This window comes from Arthrobacter caoxuetaonis (assembly GCF_023921125.1).
In the GTDB taxonomy this organism is placed as follows: Bacteria; Actinomycetota; Actinomycetes; order Actinomycetales; family Micrococcaceae; genus Arthrobacter_B; species Arthrobacter_B caoxuetaonis.
On record NZ_CP099467.1, the window covers coordinates 299152 to 312575 of the forward strand.

Here is a 13424-nt window from a genome sequence, read left to right on the forward strand (position 1 = left end):
GCGTGTCCGCACACATAGAGGGCATGAGCAATGTCTTCTACTGGTCCGACCCTCATTTCGGCCACCGCTTCGTCGCCGGACAGCGCGGGTTCAGCAGCACGGATGAGCACGACGACCACCTGATTGCTGCCTGGACCAGCCGTGTCACCAAGCGCGACACCGTCTGGGTCCTGGGCGATCTTGCCATGGCCTCACCGTCCCGTGCCCTGGAAATCATCCGGCACCTGCCCGGGACCAAACACCTCGTCTTCGGCAACCACGACAACGGCCACCCCGGACGCAAGGACGCCCACCGGCACCACAAGCAGTACCTTTCCGCATTCGAGACCGTGCAGACAACTGCGAGCCGCACCATCGCCGGGCGCACCGTCCTGCTCTCCCACTTCCCCTACGAAGGCGACAGCCACTCCGAACACGACAGGCACACCCAGTGGCGCCTGCGCGATGAAGGCAGCTGGCTCGTCCACGGGCACGTACACGGCGAGTTCGATGTCCGCGGCACCCAGATTAACGTCGGCGTCGACAAATGGATGGACGGCCCCGCATCGGAGGCTGAGATCCTGGCCATCATCGAACACCAGGAGGCAGCAGGCTTCGGAACGGCAGCACCATGAGCACCGTGATGGATACGCCCCGGGTGCGCGGAGGCCGCGGCTTCCACCGCACCCGGCCCCAGCCCCTTGCCCCGGTGGGCTTCGCCATCGGCGGGCACCGCTTTGAAACCTCCGGACGTGACCTCTGGGTTACTCCCGCCGGACGGCAGCGCGTGGACCGGATCAAAGTCACCCGCTCATCCGTGTCCCGGTCCGCCGCCCAGGGATACCCTCCCGCGCTCGTGTGGCCACCGAACGGCCCTGAACGCACGCTGGAAGAGCTGACGGCCGCCGCCCGCTACTGGACCGTCTGGAGCACCACCGAGGATTACGCCCGTTTCCCCGAAGTGGGACTCGAAAAGTGGCTCCGCCACCTCGAAGCCTGAAATGGAAGACAAAGAAAGCATGTACCACCACGAACTGCCTGACCACGACGCCTGGATCGCCCGCTTCAAGGCGTTCCGAGACTGGGTGCAGGAGAACTCCCGCCTTCCCGAGAACGATCCCGAAGGCGGACCGGAAGACACGATGCGCAACTGGCTGGACCGCCAGCGGCTCGCCGTAGCCGACTCCAACCTCAGCCCCAGCCTCGAAGCGATCCTGCGCTCAGTTCCCGGAGCGATCCCGCGGGGCGCCAGGCGCAAGGTCGCTGCGCCTACTGTGTTCCCGCCCGGCAACAGCAGGCTGGACAACCTGGAACTCTTCTACGGCCGGCACGGCCGCCTCCCCCGTTTCTCCGGGACGGCCCCGGGCGAGAAGAACATGTACAAGTACCTCAACGCCACCGTTCGGGTCCGCTACCGCCGGAACGAACTCGACGCTGCGACCCTGTACCGCCTGAGCAAGATCCCGGGAGTCTTCACCCCCAGGAAATTCACCCGTTCCGGCGGCGACACCCCCAGTCAGCCGACGGCCCGGGCACTGAAGCTGCAGCAGGCTGACACCCGCATGAATGACCTCATCGAGTTCTGCACCACCAACGGGAGGATTCCCCGCAGCACAGGCAACGGCAAGGAGCGGATGCTGTACAACTACCTCCGCAGGGTCGTCCGTCCCGCCTACCAGGCCGGCACACTGGACGAGATCGCACAGAAACGCCTTTCGGCCGTCAAAGGTGTGCTCACTCCCCGGAAACGGTCGGCGCGCCCGGCCGAGGGAATCGCCGCCTAGCCACCCCATAAACTGAAGTCAGAGACCGTCTGCAGGACGGTAGCGCCACCCCGGTATCCGCTGGATGCCGGGGTGGTTTTTGTCGCTCGAAAGCAGCCCTGCCGCACACATAGAGGGTGTACACAAACCCTCGATGAAGGACCACCATGCCCAAAGCCACCGCCCTTCCTCCCCAGCCGCGTAAGGCTGCCGGAGCTGCGGCTTCCACCGGCGGACAGTTCGACACCCGCACCCACTCCGAAGCGCCCGTGAGCCTTGCCGGTCCCGCGGTCACGGCGGACAACTACAACGAATCCGTCGCCCGCGCGCTCTCCGCTGCCAAGGCATACGAAACCACGGACATTGAGGAGATGACGGACGCGGAGTTCGACCGTCTCCAGGCCGCGATTCTCAGCTATGAGGAAGCCAACGGCATCACCCCGGACCACGGCCTTCACACCGCTGTCGGCCACGGCGGAGCGGCAGGCGGCGACATCGAGCACGCCACCCTTGCCGGCTCCCTGGACAAGCCCGGCGAAGAGAAGGTCATCGAGTTCGCCGAGAAGCACCCCAACGCGGTCATCGAACCGAAAATCGACGGCATGGCCATCATCGTCCGCTACAAGGACGGACGCCTGTTCTCCGCAGCCAAGCGCGGCGACGGGTACACGGGCGAGAACGTCACCGAGAAGGTCCGCGGGGTTGAAGGCCTGCCCGAGGTGGCCGGCGACGGCGACTTCGAGGTCCGCGGCGAGCTGTACCTGAACGACGAGAACCTGGCCAAGGCCAATGCCGTCCGTGCCTCCCAGGGCAAGGACCCGTTCAAGAACGCCCGCAACGGTGTGGCCGGAATGATGAACAAGGACGATTCCACCTACGCCGGGCTGTTCAATTTCGCCGCCTACTCAACAACTGTGCTCGACGGTGCAGACCACCTGGATGCGATGGATGAGCTGGCCGGCATGGGCTTCACCACCGCCCGGTCCCTGCTGCCGCAGTCGGTGCTGGATGCCGAAGACCCGATGTCAGCGATCGCAGCCCTGGGCGCTGAACGCAAAGGACTTGGCTTCCTCATGGACGGTGCTGTGCTGAAGGTTCCGACCGCCGCCGAGCGTGAAGAGCTGGGTGAAGGCACCCGGGCACCGAAGTGGGCTGTGGCCTACAAGTACCCGCCGGTGGAAGAGCCGACGGTCATCGAGGACATCGAATACGAGATCGGCAAGACCGGCCGCCTGTCGATCCGCGCCCGCTACACCCCCGTGGACGTTGACGGCTCCACCTTGGAGTTCGCCTCCCTGCACAACGTCAAGGACCTGCTCAGCAAGGACATTCGCGTCGGCGACACTGTGATGGCCTACAAGGCCGGAGACATCATCCCCCAGGTCCACCTGCCTCGGGCCGACCTCCGCGATCCGTCCTCCCAGCCCTGGCAGCCTCCGGCAGCATGCCCTAAGTGCGGAGGCGAGTTCGACAAGTCAACCGAACTGTGGCGCTGCACGAACCCCGAATGCTCCGTCTCCGGACGCATCTCCTACGCCGTCTCCCGCGACGCCGGCCTGGACATTGAAGGCTTCGGCGGCACCACTGGTGACGCTCTCATCGAAGCGGACCTGGTCAAGGACGTCTCGGACATTTTCCACCTCTCCGAGGACCAGCTGGCCAACCTGAAGCTGGGCACCACCGACTCCGGCGCCGACCGGGTCCTGGGCGAGAAGAACGCACAGAAGATCATGGCTGAAATCGAGAAGGCCAAGGCACAGCCCCTGAACCGGGTCATCACCGCCCTGTCCATGCGGTTTACCGGTCGGACCTTCGGGCGCCGCCTGGCCGCCCAGTTCGAGACGATGGAAGCCCTGCAGGGTGCCACGGTCACGCAGCTGGCCAACGTTGAAGGCATCGGCGAGAAGAAGGCTGCCGTCATCCACGCCGAGCTGGCCAAGAACGCCCCGGTCATCGAGCGCCTCCGCGCGGCCGGTGTGAACATGGGTGCCCCGAAGCCCAAGCCGGAGAAGGGCGCGAAGGCTCCCAAGCTCGTCACCGCGGACGGCGGGGCCATGAACGTGGTCATCACCGGCTCTCTGAAGGGCAGCGCGCTGGGTTCCCTGACGCGGACGGGCGCCCAGGAACTGATCGAAGCCAACGGCGGCCGGGCAGCCGGCTCGGTATCCAAGTCCACGTCGCTGCTGGTGTGCGGCGAAGAGGGCTCGTCGAAGTGGCTCAAAGCGAAGGAACTGGGCATCCCGGTCGTCACCCCTGACGAGTTCGCCAAGATGCTCGAAGACGGCGAAGCGTAACCGGCTCGCAGCACGTTGAGGAAGGGTCTCCCGTTCTGGGAGGCCCTTCCTTCGTTTCAGGGCAGAGGCTCGCTCCCGTCCGCACACATAGGGAGCAGACCCGTTATCCCGGCTTTGCCGGAGAACCAGGAGCACCCATGCCTTCACGAAAAGACCTTCCCTGCGCCGTCTGCGGGGCCGCCTTTGGACCGGTCGAATCAGACCTGCCAGACCAGCCCTACGGCGCCAACATCTTCATCAGCACCGGCCACTACGGGGCGACGGCGTTCGACTCACCGGGCGGGGACCGGCTCGAACTTCTCATCTGCACCCCCTGCATGAAGGCCATGGCGCAGCGGCACGCCATCCACCGGATCCTGGACGCCACGGAGCAGATACCGGAGCAGACACTCATCTGGGGCAGTGAAGAAGAGCAGGCTGTCAGCGATACCCCGATGAATGCACTCCGGCTGGCCAACACGTACCGGCTTGAAGCTGCCGAGGAGATGCCCGGCATGACGGTCGAGAAGTTCAGTGCGCTGTTCCAGGCCTGTATGACGGCATCGGTCCACGGCAAAGAGTTCCATCTCAATGAACCTGAGACCTGAAGGTAAGCTGGTTCAGCTTAAATCTCACCCGCACCATCCGGCCAAGGCCGGCGAAGGACCACCATGAAAAAGTCTCTTGCTGCCACTCTGTTCATCATCCTCACGCTCACCAGCTGTGCAGCACCCGAAGATGCGGGAGCGTCAGGCTATTCCGAGACGACGGTCTCCTCCGCCTCTGCGACACCAACTCCGACCCGTGTTGAACCGCAGACTCTTGAGGAAGCCATCCTGGCCGCCAAACAGGAGTACACCGACGGTCTGGAGGCGCTCCACGCATTGTCCAATCTGAGGCGCTTCGCGGAGAAGGAGGTCAGGCCTGTCCTGCCGACCGCTGAATGGCGAGAGATCCAGCTTTTCGAGTTCAATACAGAGATCGGTTTCACCGGTGAGCGGATGACAGACCGTGAATTCCACGTTGCCTCACAGAAGTATGCCGTCATGGTTGAGGAAGCGGCCTTGGCGGCGGGGCTGATCGAATGACCGCGCCGGGGAGAAGGCACGTCCTGGCCGGCGGCCGTAATATCCTGTCGCAATAGCGGGCGACGTTTGACCTGCATGCACGATTGCCGCCAAATGAGTGGCATGACATCGGCGACTCCAGTTCTCACCTGCACCAAGGTGCGAAGGTACGAAAACTTCACGTTCCGCGGCCCAGTCCCGGGAGCCGAAACTGACACCATCATGTTCAAGTGGTCCCTGGACGAGGGCAACGATAAGTACCCACTCGGGTACACCTGGGAGCTGTGGGCTCCAGGCGAGCGGGAGCCTTACAGACAGACCCACGGATCCGGCGATCACTACCGCTCGCTTCTCCCGCCCGACCTTGTCCTGACCGCCGAAGCCCTGCTCAAGGAATGGCCCGCGTGCACCCGGGAGTTCTACCCCCGCGTGCCCCCGCTGCCCGAGCCGATCGGTGTCCGCACGCAAAGCTACGAAGGCTACTTCGATTACGACGTCACCGGCGCAGAACCTTTTGAAGGCAAGGACGGCACTATCGCTCTGAAGCGGGCGTCCGTCCGCTGGACTTGTGAACTTGGCCCCGACCGATCCCGGGATACCTTCTTCGTTTCCCTCTCCGGAAGTTCAGAGAAGACCTGGCTGGCCATGGAGCACTGGTCAGGCGGAGTCGGGAACCGTGAGCGGGGCAGCAGCCTGCCGATCCCCGCGTGGCTGTGGGAAGTCGCTGAGGAGAGCCGGCGTGAACTTCTTGCCTGGCAGCCTGCCTGGGGAGACTTCTAAAAGCCCGCAGCACAGCAGGAGAAGCCCCCGTACCGGGTCGACCTCTCCTGCTGTGCCGCATCTTAGACTTCGTGAATGATGCCCGAGTTCTGGATCAGGGCCAGGGCTGCAAGGCTGATCCCGCACGTAAGCTTCCCGTTCAGGACCAGGCCCATCACCTCACCGACGCTGTACCAGCGGACGGTCGCCCCCGTCTCGTCCTCGACGTGGAGGTTTTCCAGGTCCTTGAGGGCGTGGAAGGTGCACCATGCGGCGACCTCGGTCGTCAGGATGCCCGTGTCGGGGCGGATGGTGCCCAGTTTCCTGCCGTGGGTGAATTCGAGTCCTGTCTCTTCGATGAGCTCCCGTGCGGCTTCGGCGAGGCTGAGGTCATCGGATCCGCCGCGGGGGAACTCCAGGGTGAACTCTCCGGTCGGGTACCGGTACTGGCGGACGAGCCCGAGGTAGGGAAGGCCGCGGAAGTTGGCGTAAGGGACGGCGACGACGCCCAGTCCGGTGCCGCTGGAGATGCGGGTGTACCTGCCCTCCGCCCCGTTGGGGAAGACGACGTCGTCGAAGTTCACGGTGACGAAGCGGTTCGCATAGTCGACATGCTCGGCGACAAGCCGGATCACTCCCTCTTCGGGCGGGCCGGCGTCCCGGGGCAGGTCTGGTAGGTCTTTGATGGCGGTGTCCGGGTTGGACAAGGGATCTCCTCGGTTTGTCGTGTTGGTGCACCCAAGGACATGCGCAGATGGTCCGCGTTCCCTCCCGCCTGCCCGGTCAGAGACCCGGTGCCTGCCGCACACATAGGGACTATGAAGAAGATGAGCGCTGCCCTTGCCCTTGCTGCCGCATTCGCGCTGACTGGCTGTGCCGGAGGGGAACCCGCTGCAGGGCCGGGATGGGCGCCGAACCCCGCGTGTGCCGTGACGGGCACCGACGGATCCCTCATTGAGGTCCCGTGCCCTCCGGCGGGCCCGGAGGAGAACCCCATCCGTGTCCTGAACGACCGGGCGGAGGCGGAGCTGCGCGACGGGGAAGCCCGCCGGAAGCTCCTCGACGCTGCCACTGAGCTGTGCGCCCTGTCCGGCGTGGAGGACTGCGACGTCGAAGCCATCCTCAACGAGAAGCTCCCCAACCTTCAGACCCGGTAGCCGGCGATGACGAAAACTGGGACTGCCGCACACATAGCAGGCATGACTTCCCCGCAGATACCTTCAGCCGGTACGGCCCCTAAAACCCACACGGCCGCGATCCTGAGCATTGAGCCGGCACCGAACGGCCGCAGCCTCGTATCCTTCCGTACGGCCATGACGAATGCCAACCCCTCAGGCCGCGGCACGGCATACACACCCCTCATCTCAGCTGTGGAGGGCCGGGCTATTTCCTCGACCCTGCGTGCCCGCATCAACCACGGTCCGGTCCGGCAGCGCAACACTGTCCTGGACATCGTGCTGGAAACCGGCGAGGACGGGGAGCAGCTGCAGGTCATCCGGGAGGTCCGCTAATGGCAGCCCTCATCCTGACGGAAGAGACCCGTTCCCGCAGCATTCAGGTCCGCGGCCCCGTCACTGACAGCACCCCGGTGCAGGCCAAACTGCCTCCGTTCAGCCCGTTCGTCCCGGCCGACATGCTGCTCTCCTGGATCCTTTACGACGGCGACGTCCCGCGCCAGGGTAATTCTTTTACCGCGTACCTGTGGCCGGCGGAGCGGAAAGCCACCGTCTTCGGCCACTGGCAGTCCCACGGTGACGCCGCCTACCCGCCGGGAATGCCGGCCTGGGTGGCAGCTGCAGCAGATGAACTGCGTTCCGCCTTCGTCCAGGGCACCGAACTGCCCGCCGGTGAGATCAGCCTCGGCACCGGGCTGAACCGCAGGTTCCGTGTCGAGGGCTCACCCCTGACACCGTTCCGGTCGGGTCTGTTCATTCCCGCTGAACTCTCCGTGTCCTGGATCGCCAGCGAAAGCGACACCCAGCAGCGTTACCGGATGGCGGCACGTCCTGACCGTCTCACCCGCGGCGTGGACGCGCAGCACTGGGTAGGCACCTTCGACGGCGGATACGAGATCGACACCCCCGAATGGGTCATCAAAGCTTCCGAGCAGTGCCGGGCCGACCTGCCATCTCCGCGGCCCTAACCGGTCTCCGGGGAAAGCGGTCAGGCGTGCCGCACACATAGAGGACATGAGCAAAGAGAACAGCATCCTCATTTACGGCGCATCCGATGACCTCGTGGAGGTCGAAGGTGCCATCAGCGACGAGTTCGACTGCTGGGACAAGACCTGGAAGGGCCGCCTGAAAGCACCCGACGGCGCCTTCCTGGTCGTCAGCGCCCTCTACGGCAGCGAAGGCTGGGACCTGAACGTATCGGCACCGGAAGGCTCCGGGTTCCCGGACTGGCCGGTCTCGTTCTGCCCGCGCCCTGACCGCCGCGACGATCCCGCCGTCAGAATCGCAGTCCCGGAAGGAACCTCCATCGAAGTGTTCGGCGACTGCGCCTGAGCACACCCGGCCACGTGCCCCTGTCCAGCCGGGCGGGGGCACTTTCCATGTCGAGAGACGCTCACAACGCCGCACACATAAGGGTTGCAAGCACCCAACCGATGAGGAGACCCCATGGACTACGACGACTACAACCGACTGTACGAACGGATCGAGGCATACCGCGCGGCCGTCCACCGGCAGGCAAGCGAGTGGATCCGCCAGAACGCCCCGGAGTTCCCGGTCGACAACACCGTCAGCGACCCGGAGGCCTACAACATTGACCTGGGCGAGAGGATCGGCGCCAAAGACGGACACTTCAGGGTCTGGCTCATCCACAACAGCGTTGAGGCGAAGACCCGCCGCATCAGCGTGCCGGCAGAGCTTCTGACCGTTCCCGGCCTGGACCCTTCATGAGCACCATCAAGCTGTCCTGCCATCCGGACGAGACCTTCAACTCCCGGCACGACTACGCGGGCATCTACGTCCAGGGCGGCAACGGGATCGTCATCGGGTTCAAGGACCCGGCACCGGCCCGGCACACCTCCTTCGTGGAGTGCTTCCCCGACGGTGCCTTCATCCGCGGCGAAGGGGCGAGCGTAGCCGAAGCCGACGAGCAGTGCTGGTCAAAGCTGCGCGCCTACCTCGACTGCCCGGGCCACGAGTGGGTTCCGGTAAGACCCGACGGACCGGCTGGCACCTGCTCCCGCTGCCAGACCCGCCGCAGCGACGCCTTCACCCCGGAGGAACTCGGACTTTTCTGCACCCGGTGCCAGGCGCCCACGTTTGAGCGTGCCATCGGGGACCCGGACAGGACCCTGCTGTGCGACGGTTGCGATCCCAAGACGGCCTACTCCGAGGCTGCCGTTCTGGCGATGTTCAGCTTCGAGCCTGACTCCGCGGAATTCATGAAGCGGCTGGACGCGGTCTGTGACGGCACAGCCACCGAAGATCCCGAGGCCCTGGACTGGGCCTACCGGCACCTTGAAATGAAGGAGCCACGGACCATCTAACGGGACTGCAGGCAGCGAAAAGGCCGCCGACACGGGTATCGTGCCGGCGGCCTTCCTGTTCGCTGGACCAGACTACCGGCGGTCGGGGTCGATCAGGACACCCAACACGGCCCCGGGACGATCAAGCTCCTCGTCATCGACCCCGGTCAGAAGCCGGACCATGGCCGATGCCGGAATCCGGGCAAGGGTTTCACCGACGGTCCCGCCCGGAATGGCTTCAGCTGCCAGGGGTTCCGAAGACCTCAGCACCAGGCCTGTCTCATCGGCGAGCTCTTCAGCCTCCCATTCATCGTCCCGGCGCCGGATGTAGAGCATGTACGCGTCCGGGAAGATGCCCTTGATGCCGGACCGCAGCCGGCGGAGGGATTCAGCTCCCGGAGCATCAGGGGTCTCCATGCGGTCTGCCGGCACGGTAACGGCACCAAGCACCGGCACGGGAAGCCCCGCCGCGCGGGAGAGCAGAATGCTGAACTCCGTCTTGTGGACCCGGTACGGATCCTCGAAATCGGTGTCGACGTCGGGCAGGGCGTCGACCAGGTTGATCCATGACCCGTCGCTGCCCTTCGAGATCTCAGCCAGCAGTTCATCCAGAAGCCAGCCTTCGATGTCGAGCTTCTCAAGGCCCCTGCCCCAGGCGAGCAGCTCGCGTTTATCGAACGCCAGCCCCTTCCGTCCGCCTTCGGCATCTGTCCGGCCGAGGAGCTGGAGGGGGACGGCCACACCTTCGCGTATCGCCACCTTCAGTTCAACGGCCTCCGGGAAGGCTCTCTGGATGCCCTTGGCGAGGATGATCAGTTCCAGGGTCCGCTGCTGTTCCTTGATGTCAGTGATAGCGCAGCGCAGGTCGCCTTCGAGGATGCTGAAGCCCTCATGGATGTCATCGAGCTGTTCAAGTTCCGTCTTGGTTGTCATGCGCTCTATGTGTGCGGCACCCGGCCGGTCTTTCCCCACACGCGGTGGTGAGCACTCGGCTTCGCTCCGCACACATAGGTGTCAGGGCCAGTTTGAGACCCGCTCAGCCGGCGTACCGAAGTGTGTCCGGCGGTGAGGTTTGTCCAGGGCTCCGCACACATTACTGGTGAACGGTCCTCATCTGGACCACCGAACAGACAGGCAGCATCTTGAACCAGAGCGAGAACTCCAACGAAATCACCGCCGGCCAGATCCTCAAGGGTCTGACCGACAAAGGCATTGACTGCCTCGTCTACCAGACCGGCGGAGGCACGGCGACGATCTACGCCGTCATGAGCCGCCGCATCATCATTGCCGGTCCCGGCGCCTACGATTTCGCCAACCCTGAGAACTCGGTCTTCAACACCGATGACCTGTATGTGGGCACCACGGACGACGAGGACCCCGGTGTCACCATCCCCCCGGGTTCGACGGCTGACCAGATCGTTGAAGCCTTCTTCGCGGCCAACCGCTGAGACGGGCAGGTACGGCAGTTTCCATGATGCTGCCTCGATGATGCCGGTTTGAGCCCTGTCAGCAGCCCCCGTCTGCGGACGGCTTCCTTGGTCGGCGCAGCCTCCCTGTGGGCTGCCGCGTCCGGGTTCCTGGTCCTGCTGGTGGCAGCAAGGCACCTCTCCCCGGAGGAGAACGCAGAGTTCCTGGTCTTTTGGGCGGCATTGTTCGGTGTCACCGGGGTCCTGGGCGGAGTCACCGTGGAAACGATGCGCGCCGCCGGAGCTGTCACTGCCGGCGCCCGGGGAAGCAGGCCCGGTGCCCTCATCATGCCCAATGCCCTGCTGGCCGGTGCCGCCATGGCAGGAGCCGTCGCCGGGGCCGGGCTGCCGTTCGCCGACCGTCTCTTCTCAGGCCACGGGACCTGGGCTGTCCTGACGCTGGCGGCAGCGGCAGTGATGTTCTCTGTCCATGCCGCGATGGCAGGAGCCCTGCAGGGCAGCGGCCGCTGGGCATCAGTCTCGGCGCTGACCGCGCTCGAAGCGTCGCTCCGGTTCGGTGCCGTAGTGCTGGCGGCTCTGCTTGGCGGTTCACTCTTCGGGGTCGAAGCCGCATGCCTGACTGCCCTGCTCGCGTGGCTGGTGCTGCTGGCAGTCTCGCCGTCTGCCCGCGGGACCCTTCCGATGCGGGCCGACGTGCCGGCGGGGCAGTTGGCGTTCCAGACCGGCCATGCCCTCGTGTCAGCTGCCGCGTCCGCTGCACTGATCGTTTCATTTCCCCTGCTGGTGAAGATCACGACGCCGCCCGAAGACTTCAGCCGCGCTGCTCCCCTGCTGCTGGCCATCACCCTGACGCGTGCCCCGATCATGCTTCCGCTCCACGCATTCCAGGGGATGGTCATGGCCGCCGTCATGGCCTCCGGCACCAAAGCACTCAGGACACCGGTTACAGCCACCCTGGCTCTCGGGGCTGCCGGGGCGGGTCTCTCTGCAGCTGCCGGTCCGCAGCTCATGCTGATCCTGGGACCGGACTACGTTGTGGCCCGCTGGGTGCTGGCCGCTCTGACGATAGCTTCGGCTGTCATTGCCGTGCTGACGCTCACGGGCACCGCTCTCCTGGCTGAAGGAAGGCACCTGGCCTACGCCGGCGGATGGGTGGCCGCGTCCGTGGCTGCATTCGGCTGCCTGCTGGTTCCTCTGCCGATCGAGGGCAGGTGTGTTCTGGCGCTGATGGCCGGACCCGCCGCGGGACTGGCCGCTCACTGGTTTGTGCTGCGCCGGGCAGAGAACCGGCCCTCTCCGCACACATTAGGGGTACACCCCATCAACGATTAGGACCCCATGTACGTCAGAATTTGCTCAGCAGCCGACATCCGCACCACCGCGGACCCGGCATGGATCCAGAGCGTCCTGCGCTCCGGCAGCACCGAGGACAGGCGGGACCTGACCAGGAACGAGCACCTGTCGCCGCAGGATTTCGACGTGCTCGCCCGGGATCCCGACGATGACGTCCGGGAAGCAGTCGCCGGTCGCCGGGCAATACCGGCAGCGACCCTGTCCCTGCTGGCCGCCGACCCGTCCGAGAGGGTCCGCGCGCAGGCGATAGGCAACCGGACAGCCGACCCGCAGGCCTTCGCAGCCGCCGTCCTTGGAGGGAAATTCTCCTCCCGGGCGATCTCAACCCTGTGCGACAGCCTCCACGCAGCGTCCGACACGGCAGTCTTCGAGTACCTCTGGAGCAAGAAGAAGAGCGAACGCGGCCACCTCCTCAGGAAGCTGCATACGGCAGCCACGGAAGGGTTCCCGCTGGATCCCCGGATTCCTGCCTTCGTCGCCGCCGAGATTCAGGACCAGGCCAACGGCGTCCGCGAGGTGTATGCGATGATCCCGGAAATCTGCGACCCGGCAGCACTGGACCGGATGAAGGATGACACCCACCGGCCCGTCATCAACGCCATCGCCGGAAACCCGAAGGCATGGGTGTCGACCCACGAGTACCTGGCCGGCAAGCACAAGACCCCTGCGGTCCGCATCTCGATCGCCAAAGCGACAACGGACGCCGCCCTTTTGGGACGGATCCATGCCGGAACCAAGAGCGCGCAGATCCACGCAGCCGTAGAAGCGAATCCAGCCTTCACCACCGCCCGGACCGTGTCGCCGATCGTGCCGTTCGCCGCCGGAGGCGCCTTCCTCATCGACGAGGAAGGGGCATGCTTCGAGAGTGTGGAAGCGCTGGAAGCCGCGGGAATGGCCGGGGACAACACCATCCTGGCCGACTTCGACGGCATGGACTGCGAGGCCTTCACCGAGGACAACGCGCAGGCGGTGCGGGCCCTTATCGAGAAGCACGGACTTGCTGGATGTCTCAAGGTCGTCATTGACGAGGACCTCGGCTACTACACGCTCCTCGGTACTGCGCCCGGATCCCAGACGCACTGCTACCTGAACCTGGACGACGAAACGAACGCTGCCTTCGACGCGGACACCCCCGGAACCTTCATTCTGGAGCTGCTGCAGTATCTGGCCTCTGTCGGAGGGCCCGGTGACGGCTCCACTGACCTACTGCACAGTGTGTACAAGAACGGGCACATCATCTGGGGAATCGAGGACGTCAACCACACGCCGTTCACGTGGAAGGACGTCGAACTTCTCCTGAACTCCTAGGACGCCGGCACCTCCTG

18 protein-coding genes are annotated in these 13424 nt (G+C 65.1%); 16 read left to right on the forward strand and 2 right to left on the reverse strand.

All coding sequences use genetic code 11. The features are described 5' to 3' along the window. Positions 1 to 23: 23 nt before the first annotated feature. The 7 genes from NF551_RS18385 (at position 24) to NF551_RS18415 (ending at position 5862) form a co-directional block, all read left to right on the forward strand. The gene (locus NF551_RS18385; protein WP_227897420.1) at positions 24 to 614 is read left to right on the forward strand and encodes a metallophosphoesterase family protein; all 591 of its coding nucleotides are present in this window, start codon (positions 24 to 26) and stop codon (positions 612 to 614) included. Next, a complete protein-coding gene (locus tag NF551_RS18390) occupies positions 611 to 979 on the forward strand; it encodes a hypothetical protein (protein WP_227897419.1) in 369 nt (122 codons plus the stop codon). The genes NF551_RS18385 and NF551_RS18390 overlap by 4 nt, the downstream gene beginning before the upstream one ends. A gap of 19 nt (positions 980 to 998) precedes the next feature. Beyond that, on the forward strand, positions 999 to 1763 hold the full coding sequence (locus NF551_RS18395) for a hypothetical protein (RefSeq protein ID WP_227897418.1): 765 nt from the start codon (positions 999 to 1001) through the stop codon (positions 1761 to 1763). A 146-nt stretch (positions 1764 to 1909) separates the two neighbouring features. Continuing rightward, entirely contained in the window at positions 1910 to 4036 is a 2127-nt protein-coding gene (gene ligA, locus NF551_RS18400) for an NAD-dependent DNA ligase LigA (RefSeq protein ID WP_227897417.1), read from the forward strand. A 137-nt stretch (positions 4037 to 4173) separates the two neighbouring features. Beyond that, complete coding sequence (locus tag NF551_RS18405) at positions 4174 to 4623, forward strand: hypothetical protein (RefSeq protein WP_227897416.1); 450 nt, start codon at positions 4174 to 4176, stop codon at positions 4621 to 4623. Positions 4624 to 4686: 63 nt separating this feature from the next. Next, entirely contained in the window at positions 4687 to 5103 is a 417-nt protein-coding gene (locus tag NF551_RS18410; protein WP_227897415.1) for a SirB1 family protein, read from the forward strand. Positions 5104 to 5196: 93 nt separating this feature from the next. Continuing rightward, positions 5197 to 5862, forward strand: a complete 666-nt coding sequence (locus NF551_RS18415) for a hypothetical protein (protein WP_227897414.1) — start codon at positions 5197 to 5199, stop codon at positions 5860 to 5862. 62 nt (positions 5863 to 5924) lie between these two features. On the opposite strand, the gene NF551_RS18420 is transcribed toward NF551_RS18415, so the two are convergent. Next, positions 5925 to 6548 carry an NUDIX hydrolase gene (locus NF551_RS18420; protein ID WP_227897413.1) on the reverse strand — a complete coding sequence of 208 codons (624 nt, stop codon included), beginning with the start codon at positions 6546 to 6548 and terminating at the stop codon, positions 5925 to 5927. Between the two features lie 111 nt (positions 6549 to 6659). On the opposite strand from NF551_RS18420, the gene NF551_RS18425 reads away from it, so the two are divergent. From NF551_RS18425 to NF551_RS18450, 6 genes are all read left to right on the forward strand, one after another. Next, positions 6660 to 6998 carry a hypothetical protein gene (locus NF551_RS18425; protein ID WP_227897412.1) on the forward strand — a complete coding sequence of 113 codons (339 nt, stop codon included), beginning with the start codon at positions 6660 to 6662 and terminating at the stop codon, positions 6996 to 6998. Between the two features lie 42 nt (positions 6999 to 7040). Further along, positions 7041 to 7352 carry a hypothetical protein gene (locus NF551_RS18430; protein ID WP_227897411.1) on the forward strand — a complete coding sequence of 104 codons (312 nt, stop codon included), beginning with the start codon at positions 7041 to 7043 and terminating at the stop codon, positions 7350 to 7352. Beyond that, positions 7352 to 7984 carry a hypothetical protein gene (locus tag NF551_RS18435; RefSeq protein ID WP_227897410.1) on the forward strand — a complete coding sequence of 211 codons (633 nt, stop codon included), beginning with the start codon at positions 7352 to 7354 and terminating at the stop codon, positions 7982 to 7984. Before NF551_RS18430 ends, NF551_RS18435 begins: the two co-directional genes overlap by 1 nt. A gap of 46 nt (positions 7985 to 8030) precedes the next feature. Further along, positions 8031 to 8348, forward strand: coding sequence for a hypothetical protein (locus NF551_RS18440; RefSeq protein ID WP_227897409.1), 318 nt, complete (start codon positions 8031 to 8033; stop codon positions 8346 to 8348). A gap of 114 nt (positions 8349 to 8462) precedes the next feature. Further along, positions 8463 to 8744 carry a hypothetical protein gene (locus tag NF551_RS18445; protein WP_227897408.1) on the forward strand — a complete coding sequence of 94 codons (282 nt, stop codon included), beginning with the start codon at positions 8463 to 8465 and terminating at the stop codon, positions 8742 to 8744. Then, positions 8741 to 9340: a hypothetical protein gene (locus NF551_RS18450; RefSeq protein ID WP_227897407.1), complete on the forward strand. Its 600-nt coding sequence runs from the start codon at positions 8741 to 8743 to the stop codon at positions 9338 to 9340. Before NF551_RS18445 ends, NF551_RS18450 begins: the two co-directional genes overlap by 4 nt. 72 nt (positions 9341 to 9412) lie before the next feature. Here NF551_RS18450 and NF551_RS18455 read toward each other — a convergent pair whose 3' ends face one another. Continuing rightward, positions 9413 to 10252, reverse strand: coding sequence for a hypothetical protein (locus NF551_RS18455; protein ID WP_227897406.1), 840 nt, complete (start codon positions 10250 to 10252; stop codon positions 9413 to 9415). A 209-nt stretch (positions 10253 to 10461) separates the two neighbouring features. Here NF551_RS18455 and NF551_RS18460 point away from each other — a divergent pair, with 209 nt between their 5' ends. From NF551_RS18460 to NF551_RS18470, 3 genes are read left to right on the forward strand one after another with little or no spacing between them, the layout of a single operon-like run. After that, the gene (locus tag NF551_RS18460) at positions 10462 to 10767 is read left to right on the forward strand and encodes a hypothetical protein (protein WP_227897405.1); all 306 of its coding nucleotides are present in this window, start codon (positions 10462 to 10464) and stop codon (positions 10765 to 10767) included. A gap of 48 nt (positions 10768 to 10815) precedes the next feature. Continuing rightward, positions 10816 to 12078, forward strand: coding sequence for a hypothetical protein (locus NF551_RS18465; RefSeq protein WP_227897404.1), 1263 nt, complete (start codon positions 10816 to 10818; stop codon positions 12076 to 12078). 6 nt (positions 12079 to 12084) lie between these two features. Further along, on the forward strand, positions 12085 to 13407 hold the full coding sequence (locus NF551_RS18470; RefSeq protein WP_227897403.1) for a hypothetical protein: 1323 nt from the start codon (positions 12085 to 12087) through the stop codon (positions 13405 to 13407). Positions 13408 to 13424: the final 17 nt, after the last annotated feature.

What these genes read in the sequence shown, in the direction of transcription:
- NF551_RS18425 (WP_227897412.1), top strand. Translation starts at nt 6,660, where the DNA reads ATGAAGAAGATGAGCGCTGCCCTTGCCCTTGCTGCCGCATTCGCGCTG.
- NF551_RS18430 (WP_227897411.1), top strand. Translation starts at nt 7,041, where the DNA reads ATGACTTCCCCGCAGATACCTTCAGCCGGTACGGCCCCTAAAACCCAC.
- NF551_RS18410 (WP_227897415.1), top strand. Translation starts at nt 4,687, where the DNA reads ATGAAAAAGTCTCTTGCTGCCACTCTGTTCATCATCCTCACGCTCACC.
- NF551_RS18405 (WP_227897416.1), top strand. Translation starts at nt 4,174, where the DNA reads ATGCCTTCACGAAAAGACCTTCCCTGCGCCGTCTGCGGGGCCGCCTTT.
- NF551_RS18455 (WP_227897406.1), bottom strand. Translation starts at nt 10,252, where the DNA reads ATGACAACCAAGACGGAACTTGAACAGCTCGATGACATCCATGAGGGC.
- NF551_RS18440 (WP_227897409.1), top strand. Translation starts at nt 8,031, where the DNA reads ATGAGCAAAGAGAACAGCATCCTCATTTACGGCGCATCCGATGACCTC.
- NF551_RS18445 (WP_227897408.1), top strand. Translation starts at nt 8,463, where the DNA reads ATGGACTACGACGACTACAACCGACTGTACGAACGGATCGAGGCATAC.
- NF551_RS18385 (WP_227897420.1), top strand. Translation starts at nt 24, where the DNA reads ATGAGCAATGTCTTCTACTGGTCCGACCCTCATTTCGGCCACCGCTTC.
- NF551_RS18435 (WP_227897410.1), top strand. Translation starts at nt 7,352, where the DNA reads ATGGCAGCCCTCATCCTGACGGAAGAGACCCGTTCCCGCAGCATTCAG.
- ligA (WP_227897417.1), top strand. Translation starts at nt 1,910, where the DNA reads ATGCCCAAAGCCACCGCCCTTCCTCCCCAGCCGCGTAAGGCTGCCGGA.
- NF551_RS18390 (WP_227897419.1), top strand. Translation starts at nt 611, where the DNA reads ATGAGCACCGTGATGGATACGCCCCGGGTGCGCGGAGGCCGCGGCTTC.
- NF551_RS18415 (WP_227897414.1), top strand. Translation starts at nt 5,197, where the DNA reads ATGAGTGGCATGACATCGGCGACTCCAGTTCTCACCTGCACCAAGGTG.
- NF551_RS18450 (WP_227897407.1), top strand. Translation starts at nt 8,741, where the DNA reads ATGAGCACCATCAAGCTGTCCTGCCATCCGGACGAGACCTTCAACTCC.
- NF551_RS18470 (WP_227897403.1), top strand. Translation starts at nt 12,085, where the DNA reads ATGTACGTCAGAATTTGCTCAGCAGCCGACATCCGCACCACCGCGGAC.
- NF551_RS18395 (WP_227897418.1), top strand. Translation starts at nt 999, where the DNA reads ATGTACCACCACGAACTGCCTGACCACGACGCCTGGATCGCCCGCTTC.